Origin of the sequence: Pseudomonas sp. Irchel 3F6 (genome assembly GCF_900187595.1) — a bacterium.
Taxonomy (GTDB): Bacteria; Pseudomonadota; Gammaproteobacteria; order Pseudomonadales; family Pseudomonadaceae; genus Aquipseudomonas; species Aquipseudomonas siliginis.
This window is the reverse complement of sequence record NZ_FYDP01000003.1, coordinates 378427-397077: the sequence shown is the minus strand read 5'-3', so window position 1 is coordinate 397077 and position 18651 is coordinate 378427. Positions and strand designations below refer to the sequence as shown.

Sequence of the window (18651 nt, the reverse complement as noted above, 5' to 3'; positions counted from 1 at the left end):
GCGACTGGTAGTTAATAACAATGCCTGACAGGAGCATTTTAATGACTGCGCTGAATCTGATCCCCGGCCAACTGAGCCTGGCCCAACTGCGTGACGTCTATCAGAACCCGGTCACACTGACCCTCGACAACAGCGCCAGCGCGCAGATCGAGGCCAGCGTCGCCTGCGTCGAACAGATCCTCGCCGAGAACCGCACCGCCTACGGCATCAACACCGGTTTCGGCCTGCTGGCCTCGACGCGCATCGCCAGCGAAGACCTGGAGAACCTGCAGCGTTCGCTGGTGCTCTCGCACGCTGCCGGCGTCGGCCAGCCGATCAGCGATGACCTTGTGCGACTGATCATGGTGCTCAAGGTCAACAGTCTCAGCCGTGGTTTTTCCGGCATCCGTCGGCAGGTGATCGATGCGCTGATCGCGCTGATCAATGCCGAGGTCTATCCGCACATTCCGCTGAAAGGTTCGGTCGGTGCGTCGGGGGATCTGGCGCCGTTGGCGCACATGTCGCTGGTGCTGCTGGGCGAGGGCAAGGCCCGCTACAAGGGCGAATGGCTTGAAGCCACCGAAGCACTGAAAGTCGCAGGCCTGGCGCCGCTGACTTTAGCGGCTAAAGAAGGTCTGGCGCTGCTCAACGGTACTCAGGTTTCCACAGCGTTTGCCCTGCGCGGTTTGTTCGAAGGCGAAGATCTGTTTGCCGGTGCAGTGGCGCTGGGCAGTCTTACCGTAGAAGCCGTGCTCGGTTCGCGCTCGCCGTTCGACGCGCGCATTCATGCCGCGCGTGGGCAGAGAGGGCAGATCGATGCTGCTGCCGCGTACCGCGATCTGCTCGGTGAGCGCAGCGAAGTCTCCGCCTCGCACCAGAACTGCGACAAGGTCCAGGACCCGTATTCGCTGCGCTGCCAGCCGCAAGTCATGGGCGCCTGCCTGACCCAGTTCCGCCAGGCCGCTGAAGTGCTGGCGGTCGAAGCCAACGCGGTTTCCGACAACCCGCTGGTATTCGCCGCTGAAGGCGACGTGATTTCCGGCGGCAACTTCCACGCCGAACCGGTAGCCATGGCCGCTGACAACATGGCCCTGGCCATCGCTGAAATCGGCTCGCTGAGCGAACGCCGCATCTCGCTGATGATGGACAAGCACATGTCGCAACTGCCGCCGTTCCTCGTCGCTAACGGTGGTGTGAACTCCGGCTTCATGATCGCGCAAGTAACTGCGGCAGCACTGGCCAGCGAAAACAAGGCATTGTCCCATCCGCATTCGGTGGACAGCCTGCCGACCTCGGCCAACCAGGAAGATCACGTATCGATGGCCCCGGCGGCGGGCAAGCGTCTGTGGGAAATGGCCGAGAACACTCGCGGCATTCTCGCCGTGGAATGGCTGGCGGCGGTGCAGGGCCTGGATCTGCGCAACGGCCTGAAGACCTCGCCGAAGCTGGAACAGGCACGGGCGATTTTGCGCAAGCAAGTGCCGTTCTATGAGAAGGACCAATTCTTTGCCCCGGACATCAATGCGGCGACTGAATTGCTGGCTTCGCGGTGTCTGACCGAGCTTGTTGCTGGGCAGTTGTTGCCTAGTTTGTAAGCGCTTTACGGGGAGATTTGTATTGTTAGTGAAATCGATCCCCCTCACCCCAGCCCTCTCCCCCAAGGGGGAGAGGGGGAAGGGAGCCGATCTTCATTGTTTTCGCAACGTGAGTTCGGCTGAGAAATTTCAGGTCGGCATATCTCGACGGAACAACACGGTCAGTCCCCTCTCCCTCTGGGAGAGGGCTAGGGTGAGGGGCTTTTGAGGCTGCTCACCATACAAACCCAAACGGAGGCCAACAGTGAAAACCCTCTGGCAACACTGCTACGTCGCAACCATGGCCAACGGCGCCTATTCGATCATCGAGGATGCCGCGATCGTGACGTCCGGCACGCTGATCGAGTGGATTGGCCCACGCACTCAATTGCCATCCGGCGAATACCCGGCGGTCAATGATTTGCAGGGTGCGTGGGTCACCCCCGGTCTGATCGACTGCCACACCCACACCGTGTTCGGCGGCAACCGCAGCGGCGAGTTCGAGCAGCGTCTGCAAGGCGTCAGCTACGCCGAGATCGCCGCGCAGGGCGGGGGCATCGCCAGCACGGTGCGCGCCACCCGTGAAGCGAGCGAAGACGAGCTGTTCGCCAGCGCCGCCAAACGCCTGAAAAGCCTGATGCGCGACGGCGTGACCACGGTGGAAATGAAGTCGGGCTACGGTCTCGATCTGGCCAACGAGCGCAAGCTGCTGCGGGTCATCCGGCGCCTGGCCGAAGAGCTGCCGATCAGCGTGCGCAGCACTTGCCTGGCGGCGCACGCGTTGCCGCCGGAGTACAAGGATCGCGCCGACGATTACATCGATCTGGTCTGCGAGCAGATGCTTCCGGCCCTTGCCGCCGAAGGTCTGGTCGACGCCGTGGATGCGTTCTGCGAATACCTGGCATTCTCGCCGGAGCAGGTCGAGCGGGTGTTCGTCGCCGCGCAACAACTCGGTCTGCCGGTGAAACTCCACGCCGAGCAATTGTCCTCGCTGCACGGCTCCAGCCTCGCCGCACGCTACAAAGCCTTGTCCGCCGATCACCTGGAGTTCATGGACGAGGACGACGCGATCGCCATGGCCGCTGCCGACACCGTCGCCGTGCTGCTACCGGGCGCGTTCTACTTCTTGCGCGAAACCCAGTTGCCGCCGATGGAAGCGCTGCGCAAGCACAAGGTGAAAATCGCCATCGCCAGCGACTTAAATCCCGGCACCTCGCCAGCGCTGTCGTTGCGCCTGATGCTGAACATGGCCTGCACCTGTTTTCGCATGACTCCGGAAGAAGCCCTGGCCGGGGCGACCCTTCATGCCGCGCAGGCGTTGGGCATGGCCGATACCCACGGCTCGCTGGAGGTCGGCAAGGTCGCTGATTTCGTGGCGTGGGACATCGAGCGTCCAGCGGATCTGGCCTATTGGCTCGGTGGCGATCTGGACAAGCGCGTCGTGCGTCACGGCGTCGAATCGAATTTCTAGGAGGGCGGTTGTGGACAAGGTTCTGAGTTTCAAACAAGGCCGCGTGCCGCTGCTGATCAGCATGCCCCACGCCGGCGTGCGTCTGACCCCGGCGGTCGAAGCCGGGTTGATCCCCGCCGCGAAGAGTTTGCCGGACACCGACTGGCATATCCCGCAGCTCTACGATTTTGCCGAGGAACTGGGCGCCAGCACCCTGGCTGCCGAGTATTCGCGTTTCGTCATCGACCTCAACCGGCCGTCCGACGACAAGCCGTTGTATGCCGGGGCGACCACCGGGTTGTATCCGGCGACGTTGTTCGACGGCATTCCGTTGTTTGAGGAGGGGCAGGAGCCGTCGAAAGAGGAGCGCGCAACATACCTGGAGCAGATCTGGACGCCGTACCACCGCACCTTGCAGGAGGAACTGGCGCGACTGAAAGCCGAATTCGGCTACGCGCTGTTGTTCGATGCGCACTCGATCCGCTCGATCATCCCGCACCTGTTCGACGGCAAGCTGCCGGACTTCAACCTCGGCACCTTCAATGGCGCCAGTTGTGATGCGCAACTGGCCAGTCAACTGGAAGCGATCTGTGCGCAGCACGCGCAGTTCACCCATGTGCTGAACGGGCGGTTCAAGGGCGGGCACATCACCCGCCAGTACGGCGATCCGGCGCAGAACATCCACGCCGTGCAGCTGGAACTGTGCCAGTCCACCTACATGGAAGAGTTCGAACCGTTCCGCTACCGCGCTGACCTGGCCGAGCCGACGCGGGTGGTGCTCAGGGAATTGCTGCACGGCTATCTGGCCTGGGCAAAATCTCACTACAGCGCCTAACCCCTGTGGGAGCGAGCCTGCTCGCGAAGGCGTCCGTTTGATCGTTCCCACGCTCTGCGTGGGAATGCAGCCCGTGACGCTCCGCGTCACTGGACGCGGAGCGTCCCAAGAGGCGTTCCCACGCAGAGCGTGGGAACGATCAGGCCCCGGAGCATGCTCATTGACGCAAATCGGGTTTATGATGCCCAACGGCAGAATAATACGAGTCCCCCCAGGGATGACCTCGACCCCTTACGGAGCGCGCAATGCAGACTTTGTTTCCGCAGATCAAACCTCACGCCCGGCACGATCTGGCTGTCGATGACACCCATACGCTGTACGTCGATGAAAGCGGCTCGCCGGAAGGATTGCCGGTTGTATTCATCCACGGTGGCCCCGGCGCCGGCTGTGACGCTCAGAGCCGACGCTATTTCGATCCGAATCTGTATCGCATCGTCACCTTCGACCAGCGCGGCTGCGGTCGCTCCACCCCGCACGCCAGCCTGGAAAACAACACCACCTGGGATCTGGTCGAAGACCTTGAGCGCATCCGCAGACACCTGGGCATTGAAAAGTGGGTGTTGTTCGGCGGCTCCTGGGGTTCGACCCTGGCCCTGGCCTACGCGCAAACCCACCCGGAGCGCGTGCACGGTCTGATTCTGCGCGGGATTTTCCTCTGCCGTCCGCAGGAAATCGAATGGTTCTATCAGGCCGGCGCCAGCCGTCTATTCCCGGATTACTGGCAGGACTACATCGCGCCGATCCCGCTGGACGAGCGCGACGACCTGCTCAGTGCTTTCCACAAACGCCTGACCGGCAACGACCAGATCGCCCAGATGCATGCAGCGAAGGCGTGGTCGACCTGGGAAGGGCGTACCGCGACCCTGCGGCCAAACCCGCTGGTGGTCGATCGTTTCTCCGAGCCGCAGCGCGCGCTGTCGATTGCGCGGATCGAATGCCACTACTTCACCAACAATGCCTTCCTTGAACCTAACCAGCTGATCCGCGACATGGGCAAGATCGCTCATCTGCCCGGCGTGATCATTCACGGTCGCTACGACGTGATCTGCCCGCTCGACAATGCCTGGGAATTGCACCAGGCCTGGCCGAACAGCGAATTGCAGGTGATCCGCGACGCCGGCCACGCCGCGTCCGAGCCGGGCATCACCGATGCGCTGGTGCGCGCGGCGAGCAAAATGGCCCAGCGCCTGCTCGACTTGCCACTCGAAGAAGCATGAAGGCGCTGTTACAACGCGTAAGCGGCGCGCGGGTAGAGGTCGCCGGCGAGGTAGTCGGCGCAATCGATCAGGGTTTGCTCGTGCTGGTCGCGTTAGAACCCGACGATACGCGTACCAGCGCCGACAAACTTCTGCATAAGCTGCTTAACTATCGAGTATTCAGTGACGCCGAGGGCAAGATGAATCTGTCCCTGGCGGATGTGGGTGGCGGGTTGCTGCTGGTCTCTCAGTTCACACTTGCCGCCGACACCAAAAGCGGCCTGCGCCCGAGCTTTTCCACGGCCGCACCGCCGGCACTGGGTGAGGAATTGTTCGACTATTTATTGAGCCAGGCGAAACAGGTGCATGGCACTGTGGCATCAGGTAGATTCGGCGCCGATATGCAGGTGCACCTGGTCAACGATGGCCCGGTTACCTTTTTGTTACAGACCTGACAGTGCCTGAAACACCTTTTTCGGAAATTTCGACTGTTTTTAGGCTGTTTTCGCGATAAATACTTTGTTACCCCTGATGCGTTGTCATCCGGGCTACTAGATAATCGCGCGCTGCGGGGATCGACATTCGTTGATCCGTTTTGACTTAGGTAGAGACTTGTCTGGATCCGATTGGGGAATCATTTTGCCCCGGCGGAGTCGGAACAATGCTCGCCAACCTGGCATAAAGATAGCTGGCCGTTGGTTTATTGATCTGTTTTCGGCGAGGGTTGCTCGTGATTGTTAGTCCCTGTAATGCAGCAAAAATGTCTGCCAAACGCATGCGAAGTGCTCTGGTAGCGGGTTCGGCGCTCCTGTGCCTGCTCAGCGCCGGTCAGCTTTGGGCGTTCAATCTTGACGACGTATCGGCCAAGGCCAAAGAGCTGGCCGGGCAGAAGTTCGAAGCCCCGCGCAGCAACCTGCCGAACGAATTCCGCGAAATGAAGTTCGCGGACTACCAGAAGATCCGCTTCCTCACCGAAAAGGCTGAGTGGGCCGATCAGAAGACGCCGTTCAAGCTCTCCTTCTATCACCAGGGTATGCACTTCGATACACCGGTGAAAATCAACGAAATCACCACCAATACCGTCTCGGAGATCAAATACGATCCGAGCCGCTTCGATTTCGGCGATCTGAAATTCGATCCGAAAGCCACCGAGCAACTGGGTTATGCCGGTTTCCGTGTGCTGTACCCGATCAACAAGGCCGACAAGCAAGACGAGATCATGACCATGCTCGGCGCGAGCTACTTCCGCGTCGTCGGCAAGGGCCATACCTATGGTCTGTCGGCCCGTGGTCTGGCGATCGATACCGCGCTGCCGTCGGGTGAAGAGTTCCCGCGTTTCCGCGAGTTCTGGATTCAGCAGCCCAAGCCGGGCGACAAGCACCTGGTGATCTTTGCTCTGCTCGACTCGCCGCGTGCCACTGGTGCCTACCGTTTGATCCTGCGTCCGGGCAGCGACACCATCGTCGACGTCAAGGCGCAGATGTTCCTGCGTGACAAGGTCGGCAAACTTGGCATCGCGCCGCTGACCAGCATGTTCCTGTTCGGCGCCAACCAGCCGTCGAAAGTCCTCAACTACCGTCGTGAACTGCACGACTCCAGCGGTCTGTCGATCCATGCCGGCAACGGCGAGTGGATCTGGCGCCCACTGAACAACCCGAAACATCTGGCTGTGAGCAACTTCAGCGTCGAGAACCCGCGTGGTTTCGGTCTGCTGCAGCGTGGCCGTGATTTCAGCCACTACGAAGACCTCGACGACCGCTACGACAAGCGCCCAAGTGCCTGGATCGAGCCGAAGGGCGAGTGGGGCAAGGGCACTGTCGATCTGGTAGAGATTCCGACCGCTGACGAAACCAACGACAACATCGTTGCGTTCTGGAGCCCGGAAAAAATGCCGGAGCCAGGCCAGCCGCTGGACTTCGCCTACCGCATGCACTGGACCATGGACGAAGCAGCACTCCATGCGCCGGATAGCGCCTGGGTGGCACAGACCCTGCGTTCGACCGGTGACGTCAAGCAATCGAACCTGATCCGTCAGCCCGATGGCAGCGTGGCCTATCTGGTCGACTTCGAAGGCCCGTCGCTGGCGGCCCTGACGCCGGATGCCGACGTGCGCAGTCAGGTCAGCGTCGGTGACAACGCCGAACTGGTCGAGAACAGCGTGCGCTACAACCCGGAAACCAAGGGCTGGCGTTTGACCCTGCGGATGAAGATTAAGGATCCGAGCAAGGCAACCGAGATGCGCGCTGCTCTGGTTCAGCCGGTGGTCACCGCGGATCTGGGCAAATCGGTCCCGGCCTCCAACTCGTCGGTCGCCAAGGCTGACAAGGTTGCTGCCAAGCAACAGGAAAAACTCGACAAGGAAGCCAAGGCCGCCGAAGCCAAACAGGCTGAAGCCAAGCCTGCAGCCGACGCCAAGGACAAGGCCAACAAAGACGCCAAGCAGCCAGTCGCTGCCGACGCGGCCCCTGCCACACCGGAATCGGCGCCGACTGAAGAAGTCCTGACCGAGACCTGGAGCTATCAGTTGCCTGCCGATGAGTAATTCACCAGTACAGCCAGAGACTCTGTCCGAGTATCTGGCGCATCTGCCGATGACCGACGAGCAACGCGCGGAACTCGCGGGTTGCCAGTCGTTCAGCGAGCTGCATGAACGCCTGTCGTCCTCGACATTCGACGCCCCTGCTGAAGCCGCCCAGGCTTCGGTGGGCAAGCGTCTGACCCTGAGCACTGCCGAAGAACTGGCTGAAGCGGAAATGCTGGTGCTCGATGCCAGCGGTCGGGTCAGCCTCAAGGCGACCCCGCCGATCCGCCGCACCAAGGTCGTGCCGGAGCCATGGCGCACCAATATCCTGGTGCGTGGCTGGCGCCGTCTGACCGGGCGCACCAACCCGCCGCAGCCACCGAAGGACGCCAATGTCCTGCCGGCCGCGCGCTGGCGCACGGTCGGTTCGATCCGCCGCTACATTCTGTTGCTGCTGATGCTCGGCCAGACCATCGTTGCCGGTTGGTACATGAAAGGCATCATGCCGTACCAAGGCTGGTCGTTCGTCGATCTGGAAGAAGTCCTGCATCAGCCGCTGCTGCAAACCGCCACGCAAGTGCTGCCGTATGCGCTGCAAACCAGCATCCTGATTCTGTTCGGGATTCTGTTCTGCTGGGTATCGGCCGGTTTCTGGACCGCACTGATGGGCTTCCTCGAGTTGCTCACTGGCCACGATAAATACCGTATCTCCGGGAAAAGCGCGGGTAACGAGCCGATTCCGAAAGATGCGCGTACTGCGCTGGTGATGCCTATCTGCAACGAAGACGTGCCGCGTGTATTCGCCGGTCTGCGTGCGACGTTCGAATCGGTAGCGGCCACCGGTGATCTGGATCGCTTCGACTTTTTCGTCCTCAGCGACAGTAACGACACCGATATCTGCGTCGCCGAGCAACAGGCCTGGCTGGATGTCTGCCGCGAAGCCAAGGGCTTCGGCAAGATCTTCTATCGCCGTCGCCGCCGTCGCGTGAAGCGCAAGAGCGGCAACCTCGACGACTTCTGCCGTCGTTGGGGTGGTGACTACAAGTACATGGTCGTGCTCGACGCCGACTCGGTGATGAGCGGCGAGTGCCTGACCAGTCTGGTGCGCCTGATGGAAGCCACGCCGGACGCCGGGATCATCCAGACCGCGCCGCGTGCGTCGGGCATGGACACTTTGTATGCGCGCATGCAGCAGTTTGCGACCCGCGTGTACGGCCCGCTGTTTACCGCCGGTCTGCACTTCTGGCAGTTGGGTGAATCCCACTACTGGGGTCACAACGCGATCATCCGCATGAAGCCGTTCATCGACCACTGCGCTCTGGCGCCGTTGCCGGGTAAAGGAGCGTTCTCCGGTGCGATCCTGTCCCACGACTTCGTCGAAGCTGCGCTGATGCGCCGTGCCGGCTGGGGCGTGTGGATTGCCTACGACCTGCCGGGCAGTTACGAAGAGTTGCCGCCGAACCTGCTCGACGAACTCAAGCGTGACCGTCGCTGGTGCCACGGCAATCTGATGAACTTCCGCCTGTTCCTGGTCAAGGGCATGCACCCGGTGCACCGCGCGGTGTTCCTGACCGGCGTGATGTCCTACCTGTCGGCGCCGTTGTGGTTCTTCTTCCTGGTGTTGTCGACCGCGCTGCTGGCGGTGAACACGCTGATGGAGCCGCAGTACTTCCTCGAACCGCGCCAGCTCTATCCGCTGTGGCCACAATGGCACCCGGACAAGGCCATCGCGCTGTTCTCGACGACCATCGTGCTGCTGTTCCTGCCGAAGCTGTTGAGCATCATCCTGATCTGGGCCAAGGGCGCGAAAGAGTTCGGCGGCAAGTTCAAGGTGACTCTGTCGATGCTCCTGGAGATGCTGTTCTCCATGCTGCTGGCGCCGGTGCGGATGATTTTCCACACCCGCTTCGTCCTCGCCGCGTTCCTCGGTTGGGCCGCGACCTGGAACTCGCCGCAGCGTGACGACGACTCGACGCCATGGAGCGAAGCGGTCAAGCGCCACGGTCCGCAGACGTTGCTGGGCTTCTTGTGGGCGCTGCTGGTGATCTGGTTGAACCCGAGCTTCCTCTGGTGGCTGGTGCCGATCGTCGGTTCGCTGATGCTGTCGATCCCGGTCTCGGTGATCTCCAGCCGTGTCGGCCTTGGTCTGAAGACCCGTGACGAGAGCCTGTTCCTCATCCCTGAGGAATACAATCCGCCACAGGCCTTGCTGGCAACCGATCAGTACACCCACGAAAACCGCTATCACGCCCTCAACGACGGCTTCGTCCGCGCCGTGGTCGATCCTCAGCAGAACGCCTTGGCGTGCTCGCTGGCGACCTCGCGTCACGGCCAGGCCGAGCCGATCGAGTGGCTGCGTCAGGAACGTGTGCGCCACGCGATCAAGGTCGGCCCGGCCGGGCTGAACAACCATGATCGTCTGCAACTGCTCAGCGACCCTGTTGCACTGGCACGTTTGCACGAGCAGGTCTGGGCCGAAGGGCTTGCCGAGTGGCTGGATGCTTGGCGCGCTTCGGTGAAAGCCGATCCGCATGCGCCGTTGCTGCCGCTGCGACCGGTGAGTTTGCAGGCTCAGCCGGCCTGATAAGAGAACCCCGCTGATTCAGCGGGGTTTTTTTATGTCCGCTGTTGAGCTGCGAACAAACACCGATCAAACCTAAAACCAGTGCATAGCATCCGTCGCCAAATTGGCGCGCCCGTTACCTACGACGCGCAGACCGCGCCGCTGCCTTCGCGAGCAGGCTCGCTCCCACCTTGGAATGCGTGTCCCTGTGGGAGCGAGCCTGCTCGCGAATGGCATCACCTCGGTTACAGGCGAATCGGGGTTGTGCATCAACTCAGACTTTGAAACGGCCTACCAGCATCTGCAGATGCGTGCCCAACCGCGCCAGTTCAACGCTGGACGCAGCGGTCTCTTCACTCGCCGCCGAGGTCTGATCCGACACATCGCGCACGTTCAGCACGCTGCGGTTGATCTCTTCGGCCACGGCGCTCTGCTGCTCGGCAGCGGCGGCGATCTGCTGGTTCATCGCCTGGATCGCCGAGACGGTGCGGGTGATGCTCTCCAGTGAGCCACCGGCACGCCGGGTCAGTTCGACGCTGCTGTCGGTGAGGCTGCGGCTGTTGTCCATGATCGTCGCCACTTGCTGAGTGCCGTTTTGCAGGCCGACGATCAGCTCTTCGATCTCTTCGGTGGACTTCTGGGTGCGCTGGGCGAGGCTGCGCACTTCGTCGGCAACCACGGCGAAACCACGTCCGGCTTCCCCGGCACGGGCCGCTTCGATGGCAGCGTTGAGGGCCAACAGGTTGGTTTGTTGGGCGACAGACTTGATCACGTCGAGGACGCTGCCGATCTTGTCGCTTTCACGCTTGAGCTCGCCCATGGCTTCAGTGGAGTGACCCACCTCGATTGCCAGACGCTCGATCTGCGCGATGGCTTCGCCGACGACCTTGTCGCCTTCACGGGCCTGTTGGTCAGCGGCGACAGCGGCCTCTGAGGCTTCTTCAGCATTGCGTGCGACTTCCTGCACGGTGGCGGCCATCTCGTTCATGGCGGTGGCGACCTGATCGGTCTCCACCTTCTGATTGTTGACCCCGGCGCTGGTCTGCTCGGTCACCGCCGAAAGTTCTTCAGCGGCGCTGGCGATCTGCGTGACGCCGTCGCTGATGCCACCGATCAACTCGCGCAGGCCTTGGGTCATGCTTTGCATCGAGCGCTGCAATTGCCCGAGCTCATCGCGACGCAGGGAAACCAGGTTGTGGGTCAGGTCACCGGCGGCCACGCGCTCGGCCACTTTCAGAGTCTGGGTCAGCGGAATGATGATTTGTCGGGTGATCGCCCAAGCGGCAATCAGACCGAAGGCCAGCGCCAGCGCAGTGGCGATCAGCAGCATGTTCTTGGCATGGGCGGCATCGGTGTCGCGCACCACGGTTTGCGATTCGGTGAGCTTCTTGCTGGCCGCGATCAGGATGTCGCCCTGAGCCGACATGTTGGCCAGTGCGGCGGCGTTCTTGACCTGCGAATCACGGAACTGAGCGACAGCGGCGCGGTAAGCCTTGAGCGAATCGGTGGCTTGCTGCAGGTTGGCGATGTGCTGCTCTGGCACGCGGGTCGGCAGGCTTTCGAGGTTCTTCAAGGCGTTGTCGATGGCGGTCAGCGCCGGTTGCTCGGCATCGGCCTTGCCGCTGTAGGTGTAACCGCGCACCTGATAGCGCGCCTGCTGCAACAGTTTGCTCAGCTCGATGACAGCGTTGTACTGCGCAACGCTGTCGCCTTGCAGCATCGCACTTTCGACTTCGCCGACCTTGGCCACAGCATTGTCAGCGTTGGCGCCAAGCTTGCTGCGCGCATCTTCACGGTGCACGGTGGCCTGGGTCATTTCGCCGAAAGCGCGTTTGTATTCGGCAACCGCAGCAAGCTGTTGATCGACCATTGCCACATCCGACGGCTGCTCGATCATGCCGCGTGCCGACTGCAAACCGCTTTCGAGTTTGCTGAGCAATTCATTGACCGCGCCCGGACCCTGTTCACCACGACGCATGTCGTAGTCCATGCGCGCCAGGCGCAGGTCTTTGGTCAGCTCATTGAGGCTGGAAATGAAGCCGAGCTTGTCGCCACGGCTGATGATGCCGCTCATGCCGGTCCAGCCGGTGAACGTGATCAACAGCGTCAGCAACAGCACCAGGCCGAAACCGATGCCCAGCTTGCGTTTGACGCTGACGTTTCCAAGACTCTCGGCTAACCAACGGTACATGCGACCACTCCCTTCGGACCACTTAATTGGACTTATAGGGGTTGTATCGGCTGGGTGGTGGCAATCTGTAACGCCACTTGTCTGCGACTGTAGGGGCTTGTAGGAGCTGACGAGTGCAACGAGGCTGCGATCCTTTGATCTTGCTTTTAAAAACAAAAGATCGCAGCCTTCGGCAGCTCCTACACAGGATCGGTGTCGCGCTAGAACAGGCGTGCGAGCAGGGCGGTGACGGCGGTTTCGACGCGCAGGATGCGCTCGCCCAATTGCACCGGTTGCAGGCCGGATTTGGCCAGCAGATCGATTTCGTAGGGAATCCAGCCACCCTCGGGGCCAATGGCCAGGGTCACCGGTTCGTTCAGGGCGCGCGGGCAGGGCGGGAAGTGGCCGGGGTGGCCGACCAGGCCGAGGGTGCCCGCGCTGATCGCCGGCAGCCGATCCTCAACGAAAGGCTTGAAGCGCTTTTCGATGACGATCTCCGGCAATACCGTATCGCGAGCCTGTTCGAGCCCGAGGATCAACTGCTCACGAATCGCTTCCGGCTCCAGAAACGGCGTCTGCCAGAAGCTTTTCTCCACGCGATAACTGTTGACCAGAATCACCTTGGCCACACCCATGGTCGCGACGGTCTGGAACACGCGGCGCAGCATTTTCGGCCGGGGCAGGGCCAGCACCAGGGTCAGCGGCAGCTTGGCCGGCGGTGGCTGATCAAGGCTGACACGCAACTCTGCTTCGCCCGCTTCCAGACGCAGCAGCTCAGCCGAACCCATCAGTCCGTTGATGCGCCCGACGCGCAGGCTGTCACCGACTTCGGAGCGATGCACTTCCTGCATGTGGGTCAGGCGCCGGTCGCGCAGGATCACGCGGTCGGCCGCAATGAAGTCGGCCTCTTCGAGCAGCAGCAGGTTCATGCCTGAGTCGCTGGCGGCTGGTCGTTGTGGTCATCGGCCGGGGTTTCGTCCGGGCGTTCGCGCTTGCTGACCAGCGCGCCGAAGAGGATGCCGATCTCGAACAGCATCCACATCGGCACAGCCAGCAGGGTCTGCGAGAAGATGTCCGGCGGGGTGAGGATCATGCCGACCACGAAGCAGCCGATGATCACGTACGGGCGGATCTTCTTCAGGTATTTGACGTCGACCACGCCGATCCACACCAGCAGGACCACGGCCACCGGGATTTCGAACGCCACGCCGAAGGCGAAGAACAGCGTCATGACGAAATCGAGGTAGCTGGCGATGTCGGTCATCATTTCCACGCCGGCCGGGGTGGCAGCGGCGAAGAATTTGAAGATCAATGGAAAGACGAAGTAATAGGCGAACGCCATGCCGATGTAGAACAGCAGGATGCTGGAGATCAGCAGCGGTACCGCGACGCGTTTTTCATGCTTGTACAGGCCCGGAGCGATAAAGCCCCAGATCTGATGCAGGATCACCGGAATCGCAAGAAACAGCGAAACCATCATCGTCAGTTTCAGCGGCGTCAGGAACGGCGACGACACGTCTGTGGCGATCATCGTCGCGCCGACCGGCAGGTACTGGCGCAGCGGCGTCGAGACGAAGGTGTAGATCTGCTGGGTGAACGCGAACAGCCCGGCAAAGATGATGAAGATCGCCGCCACGCAACGCAGCAGGCGGGTGCGCAACTCGGTGAGGTGCGATACCAGCGGCATGTGCTGGTCGTTTTCCGGAAGATCGCTCATGGGGCTCGCGGCGGCAGTGTAGGGTCTTGAGGCGCTGGTGTAGTCGGCGCGGCGGAGGGCGCTACGTGTTCAACCGATGTGTCTGTGGTAACCGGCGCCGGTCCTGGCGGTGTTACAACAGGTGCAGGAGTCGGAGCGGCAGCGCTGTGAATCGTCTGCTCGCCCACAGGCTCGACCGGCGTCGGCTCCTGCTGGTTCGGATTGAAGATCTTCCGCGCCTCTTGCTCCAGCGACAGAATATGTTCGTTGTGCAGTTGCCGACGGATCTCGTCGGCACCGATTTCACGTTCAACTTCCTGTTTGATCGCGTTGAAGCTGCGCTTCAGGCGGCCGACCCACAGACCGGCGGTGCGCGCCGCGCCCGGCAGACGCTCGGGGCCGAGCACCAGCAGGGCGACGAGGCCGACGAGCAGCAGTTCAGAGAAGCTGATACCAAACATTAGTCAGTGCTCACACGTCTTTGCGGATCGGCTCTTCGACTTTTTGCGCCTGCACGTCGATGGTGTGCGGCGGGTTGGCCTGAGCGGTGGTTTGCGGCTGCACCGGTGGCACTGGCTGGGCCGGCGGGGTCACGCTCGGCTCGGCCGGTTTTTCGTCGTCGTTCATGGCTTTGCGAAAGCCCTTGATCGATTCGCCAACGTCGGTGCCGAGGTTTTTCAGTTTTTTGGTACCGAACACCAGCACCACGACAATCAGAATGACGACCCAGTGTTTCCAGTCAAAAATGCCCATGTGGCGATTCCTCTCTAAAAGTTGTTCAGGCGGACGGACGCGAGGCTTTCTCGACGTGTCCGGACAAGCCGAAGCGACGGTCCAGTTCATCCAGCACGGCCTGCGGATGCTGCCCCAGTTGGGCGAGCATGACCATGCTGTGGAACCACAGGTCGGCGGTCTCGTAGATCACATCACTGCAATCGCCGCTGATCGCGGCATCCTTGGCGGCAATAATGGTTTCGACCGACTCTTCGCCGACTTTCTCCAGAATCTTGTTCAGCCCCTTGTGATACAGGCTGGCGACATACGAACTGTCGGCGGCTGCGCCTTTGCGCTCTTCAAGTACCTGAGCGAGGCGGGTCAGGGTGTCACTCATGTGTGTGTCCTGCGGAATAGATAGCGTGCGGGTCTTTCAGTACCGGGTCGACCGTTTTCCAGTCGCCGTTTTCGAAGACCCGGTAAAAGCAGCTTTGACGGCCGGTGTGGCAGGCGATGTCGCCGATCTGTTCAACCATCAGGATGATCACGTCGGCGTCACAGTCCAGACGCATTTCATGCAGGGTCTGCACATGGCCGGACTCTTCGCCCTTGCGCCACAGCTTGCCACGGGAACGTGACCAGTAGATTGCACGATTCTCCGCAGCGGTCAGTTCCAGCGCTTCGCGGTTCATCCAGGCCATCATCAATACGCGCCCGGTCTTGTGATCCTGGGCAATCGCCGGCACCAGGCCGTCAGCATCCCACTTGATCTCGTCCAGCCAGTTTTTCATCGTCAAATCTCGAAAAGCAGCAGCAAGCCATGAGCTTCGAGCTGCAAGTAAACGCACGTTGCGGCGTGCCTGTAGCGTCAAGCTTGAAGCTGGCAGCTTATAACTTGCAGCTCAATCGTGCTATCGGCGAACGACCAGATACAAACCGACCGCGATCATGATTCCGGCGGGCCAGTGCGCCCACTCGGTCAACGGACCACCCGCTGCGAGGATCGCGCCGCCGGCCAGATGCGCGCAGCCGAGCAGGCGCAGGAACCAGTCGTCCTTGCGTTTGTGCCACGGCGGCGGAGGGTCTTTGGCGTGGGGTTGCGACATGCGTTCGAGCAGATCGCGGGCCATGTTCGACAGGTGCGGAATCTGCTCCAGCTGGCTCTGCACGTTGCCCAGCAAGGCTTTCGGGCTGACGCGTTCGCGCATCCAGCGCTCGAGAAACGGCTGCGCGGTGTTCCACAGATCCAGATCCGGATACAACTGACGACCGAGGCCTTCGATGTTCAGCAAGGTCTTCTGCAACAGCACCAGTTGCGGCTGCACTTCCATGTTGAAGCGGCGTGCGGTCTGGAACAGGCGCATCAGCACCTGGCCAAATGAAATATCTTTTAACGGTTTTTCGAAGATCGGTTCGCACACCGTACGGATCGCCGCTTCGAATTCGTTGAGTTTGGTTTCCGCCGGCACCCAGCCCGAGTCGATGTGCAGTTGCGCCACACGACGGTAGTCACGCTTGAAGAAGGCGAACAGGTTGCGCGCCAGATAGTCCTGGTCTTCCGGGGTCAGGCTGCCGACGATGCCGCAGTCGATCGCGATGTATTGCGGGCTCCACGGATTGACGGTGCTGACGAAAATGTTGCCCGGGTGCATGTCGGCGTGGAAGAAGCTGTCGCGGAACACTTGAGTGAAGAAAATCTCCACGCCACGCTCGGCGAGCATTTTCATGTCGGTGCGCTGGTCAGCGAGGGTCGCCAGATCGGTGACCTGAATGCCGTAAATGCGCTCCATGACCAGCACTTTCGGCCGGCACCAGTCCCAATAGACTTGCGGTACATAAAGCAACTGCGAGCCTTCGAAGTTGCGGCGCAACTGGCTGGCGTTGGCCGCCTCGCGCAACAGATCGAGTTCGTCGTAAATGGTTTTTTCGTAGTCCTGCACCACATCGACCGGGTGCAGCAGGCGTGCATCAGCGGAGAACTTTTCCGCCGCGCGGGCGAGGATGAACAGCCACGCCAGGTCCTGCGCGATGATCGGTTTCAGGCCTGGGCGAATGACCTTGACCACGACTTCTTCGCCGCTTTTGAGCTGCGCCGCATGCACCTGCGCCACCGAGGCCGAGGCCAGCGGGGCGACGTCGAAACGGCTGAACACTTCGCTGATTTTCTTGCCCAGCTGTTCTTCGATCAGCTTGATTGACAGCTGCGAGTCGAACGGCGGCACGCGGTCCTGCAGCAGCATCAGCTCATCGGCGATGTCTTCGGGCAACAGGTCGCGGCGGGTCGAAAGAATCTGCCCGAACTTGATGAAGATCGGCCCCAGATCCTGCAACGCCAGACGCAAGCGCGCACCACGGTTGAGTTCCAGCGGCTTGCGCGGCAGCCAGCGCCACGGCAGCAAAAAGCGCACGGCCAGAAGGAACCAGGGCAGCGGCAGATCGAACAGCAGGTCATCGAGGCGGTAGCGGATCACGACGCGCTGGATGCGCAACAGACGGCGGACGGCAAGCAGCTTCATGCGTTATCGCTTGGGTCGAGGGATCGGGAAAGGCGCTCAAAACGCGCCTCGAGTCGTTCCAGATCAAGTTTGATCCGGTCCAGTTCGCTGAACCGCGCTTCGGCTTCACGCTGCCCGACAAGGGTGCGCGATTCTTCGGCGAGATATTCGGCAAGATTCTGGTTGAGGCTGGCAAATCCTTGTTGATACCAGCGTGCGCGGCTGCGCAGATGGCCACCGAGCAATTGCGTTGCGACCGGACCGAGCCAGCGCGAGAGTTCGTACTCCCAGTCCAGCTCGAGGTTTTGCAGCACGCCGGCCAGCTCCAGCAACACACCGCTGTCGCCATCGAGCTCGACTTCCGGAGCGTGCAGCACGGCGGTCTTGTCCTTGCTCAGGGCCAGTTTCAGCAGGCTTGAGGCCGGTGCACGCAACGTGCAATCGACGTCCGCTGCCCACTGCGCAGCGAGCATCAGGCCTTCGTCGCTGGGCAGTATGAACAGTTGCAGCGCCGGGCTGCGGCAGTCGACGGCAATCACTTTGCCGGTCAGATGCGCCAGGCGCGGCAGCGCCGTGCTGTCGAGACGCAGCACCCGATTGAGGCCGAGTTCGACGCTGGCGAGCAGCCCGGTGAGCAACATCAGGGTTTGATGCCGCGGTGCAGGGCGACGATGCCTGCGGTCATGTTGTGATAGGTCACGCGGTCGAAACCGGCCTCGACCATCATCGACTTCAGCGTTTCCTGATTCGGGTGCATGCGGATCGATTCGGCCAGGTAACGATAGCTTTCCGAATCGTTGGTGATCAGCTTGCCCATCAGCGGCATGAAGGCGAACGAGTAGGCGTCGTAGGCTTTGGACATCAGCGCGTTGGTCGGCTTGGAGAATTCCAGCACCAGCAGGCGGCCGCCAGGCTTGAGCACGCGCAGCATCGAACGCAACGCGTCCTCTTTGTGCGTCACGTTGCGCAGGCCGAAGGCGATGGTCACGCAGTCGAAATGGTTGTCCGGGAATGGCAGTTTTTCCGCGTCGGCCTGGACGAATTCGACGTTGCCGGCAACGCCCAGATCGAGCAGACGATCACGGCCGACCTTGAGCATCGACTCGTTGATGTCGGCCAGCACGACCTGGCCGGTCGGGCCGACGAGGTTCGAGAACTTGCGGGTCAGGTCGCCGGTGCCACCAGCGATGTCGAGTACGCGGTTGCCGCTGCGCACGCCGGAAAGCTCGATCGCGAAACGCTTCCACAGACGGTGCATGCCGCCCGACAGAAGGTCGTTCATGAGGTCGTATTTAGCGGCTACGGAATGGAAAACCTCAGCGACTTTTTCCGCTTTCTGGCTTTCCGGAACGTTTTTGAAGCCGAAGTGAGTGGTGGGTTCGGCATCGCTGCCTTTGCGCTGATCAGTCATATCGCTGTCACCAAAAGAGAATGCGCGACATTCTAATCCCCAAGCCA

General features: G+C 61.4%; 17 protein-coding genes and 1 pseudogene. 7 read left to right on the top strand and 11 right to left on the bottom strand.

Going from position 1 to position 18651, the window contains the following annotated elements:
* Positions 1-41: 41 nt before the first annotated feature.
* The 7 genes from hutH to mdoH all read left to right on the top strand — a co-directional run bounded on the left by hutH (position 42) and on the right by mdoH (position 10139).
* A complete protein-coding gene (gene hutH, locus CKW30_RS13390) occupies positions 42-1574 on the top strand; it encodes a histidine ammonia-lyase (RefSeq protein ID WP_095181044.1) in 1533 nt (510 codons plus the stop codon).
* A gap of 244 nt (positions 1575-1818) precedes the next feature.
* Positions 1819-3024, top strand: coding sequence for an imidazolonepropionase (gene hutI, locus CKW30_RS13385; protein ID WP_095181043.1), 1206 nt, complete (start codon positions 1819-1821; stop codon positions 3022-3024).
* Between the two features lie 10 nt (positions 3025-3034).
* Positions 3035-3838, top strand: coding sequence for an N-formylglutamate deformylase (gene hutG, locus CKW30_RS13380; protein WP_095181042.1), 804 nt, complete (start codon positions 3035-3037; stop codon positions 3836-3838).
* Positions 3839-4083: 245 nt separating this feature from the next.
* Entirely contained in the window at positions 4084-5055 is a 972-nt protein-coding gene (pip, locus tag CKW30_RS13375; protein WP_095181041.1) for a prolyl aminopeptidase, read from the top strand.
* Entirely contained in the window at positions 5052-5489 is a 438-nt protein-coding gene (gene dtd / locus CKW30_RS13370) for a D-aminoacyl-tRNA deacylase (RefSeq protein ID WP_095181040.1), read from the top strand. Before pip ends, dtd begins: the two co-directional genes overlap by 4 nt.
* A gap of 305 nt (positions 5490-5794) precedes the next feature.
* Positions 5795-7576, top strand: a complete 1782-nt coding sequence (locus CKW30_RS13365) for a glucan biosynthesis protein G (protein WP_162098724.1) — start codon at positions 5795-5797, stop codon at positions 7574-7576.
* Positions 7569-10139 (top strand): glucans biosynthesis glucosyltransferase MdoH, encoded by a 2571-nt coding sequence (gene mdoH, locus CKW30_RS13360; RefSeq protein WP_056787293.1) that lies wholly within the window; start codon positions 7569-7571, stop codon positions 10137-10139. Before CKW30_RS13365 ends, mdoH begins: the two co-directional genes overlap by 8 nt.
* A 253-nt stretch (positions 10140-10392) precedes the next feature.
* Here the strand turns inward: mdoH and CKW30_RS27885 are convergent, their stop codons facing one another.
* The 11 genes and pseudogenes from CKW30_RS27885 to ubiE form a co-directional block, all read right to left on the bottom strand.
* Positions 10393-11106 carry a methyl-accepting chemotaxis protein gene (locus CKW30_RS27885; RefSeq protein ID WP_370593502.1) on the bottom strand — a complete coding sequence of 238 codons (714 nt, stop codon included), beginning with the start codon at positions 11104-11106 and terminating at the stop codon, positions 10393-10395.
* Between the two features lie 141 nt (positions 11107-11247).
* Positions 11248-12192: pseudogene (locus CKW30_RS27880) on the bottom strand (methyl-accepting chemotaxis protein); the annotation flags it as partial.
* 317 nt (positions 12193-12509) lie between these two features.
* Positions 12510-13217 carry a 16S rRNA (uracil(1498)-N(3))-methyltransferase gene (locus tag CKW30_RS13350; protein ID WP_041477553.1) on the bottom strand — a complete coding sequence of 236 codons (708 nt, stop codon included), beginning with the start codon at positions 13215-13217 and terminating at the stop codon, positions 12510-12512.
* Positions 13214-14005, bottom strand: a complete 792-nt coding sequence (gene tatC / locus CKW30_RS13345; RefSeq protein ID WP_016772075.1) for a twin-arginine translocase subunit TatC — start codon at positions 14003-14005, stop codon at positions 13214-13216. The genes CKW30_RS13350 and tatC overlap by 4 nt, the downstream gene beginning before the upstream one ends.
* Positions 14002-14445 (bottom strand): Sec-independent protein translocase protein TatB, encoded by a 444-nt coding sequence (gene tatB / locus CKW30_RS13340; RefSeq protein WP_095181038.1) that lies wholly within the window; start codon positions 14443-14445, stop codon positions 14002-14004. Before tatB ends, tatC begins: the two co-directional genes overlap by 4 nt.
* A 10-nt stretch (positions 14446-14455) precedes the next feature.
* A complete protein-coding gene (locus CKW30_RS13335) occupies positions 14456-14737 on the bottom strand; it encodes a twin-arginine translocase TatA/TatE family subunit (protein WP_016772073.1) in 282 nt (93 codons plus the stop codon).
* A 25-nt stretch (positions 14738-14762) separates the two neighbouring features.
* Complete coding sequence (locus tag CKW30_RS13330) at positions 14763-15095, bottom strand: phosphoribosyl-ATP diphosphatase (RefSeq protein ID WP_003220849.1); 333 nt, start codon at positions 15093-15095, stop codon at positions 14763-14765.
* On the bottom strand, positions 15088-15489 hold the full coding sequence (gene hisI, locus CKW30_RS13325) for a phosphoribosyl-AMP cyclohydrolase (protein WP_007899278.1): 402 nt from the start codon (positions 15487-15489) through the stop codon (positions 15088-15090). Before hisI ends, CKW30_RS13330 begins: the two co-directional genes overlap by 8 nt.
* A 120-nt stretch (positions 15490-15609) precedes the next feature.
* The gene (gene ubiB, locus CKW30_RS13320; protein WP_056787303.1) at positions 15610-17214 is read right to left on the bottom strand and encodes a ubiquinone biosynthesis regulatory protein kinase UbiB; all 1605 of its coding nucleotides are present in this window, start codon (positions 17212-17214) and stop codon (positions 15610-15612) included.
* Positions 17211-17834, bottom strand: coding sequence for an SCP2 domain-containing protein (locus tag CKW30_RS13315; RefSeq protein WP_095181037.1), 624 nt, complete (start codon positions 17832-17834; stop codon positions 17211-17213). The genes ubiB and CKW30_RS13315 overlap by 4 nt, the downstream gene beginning before the upstream one ends.
* Complete coding sequence (gene ubiE / locus CKW30_RS13310; RefSeq protein ID WP_016772069.1) at positions 17834-18604, bottom strand: bifunctional demethylmenaquinone methyltransferase/2-methoxy-6-polyprenyl-1,4-benzoquinol methylase UbiE; 771 nt, start codon at positions 18602-18604, stop codon at positions 17834-17836. The genes CKW30_RS13315 and ubiE overlap by 1 nt, the downstream gene beginning before the upstream one ends.
* Positions 18605-18651: the final 47 nt, after the last annotated feature.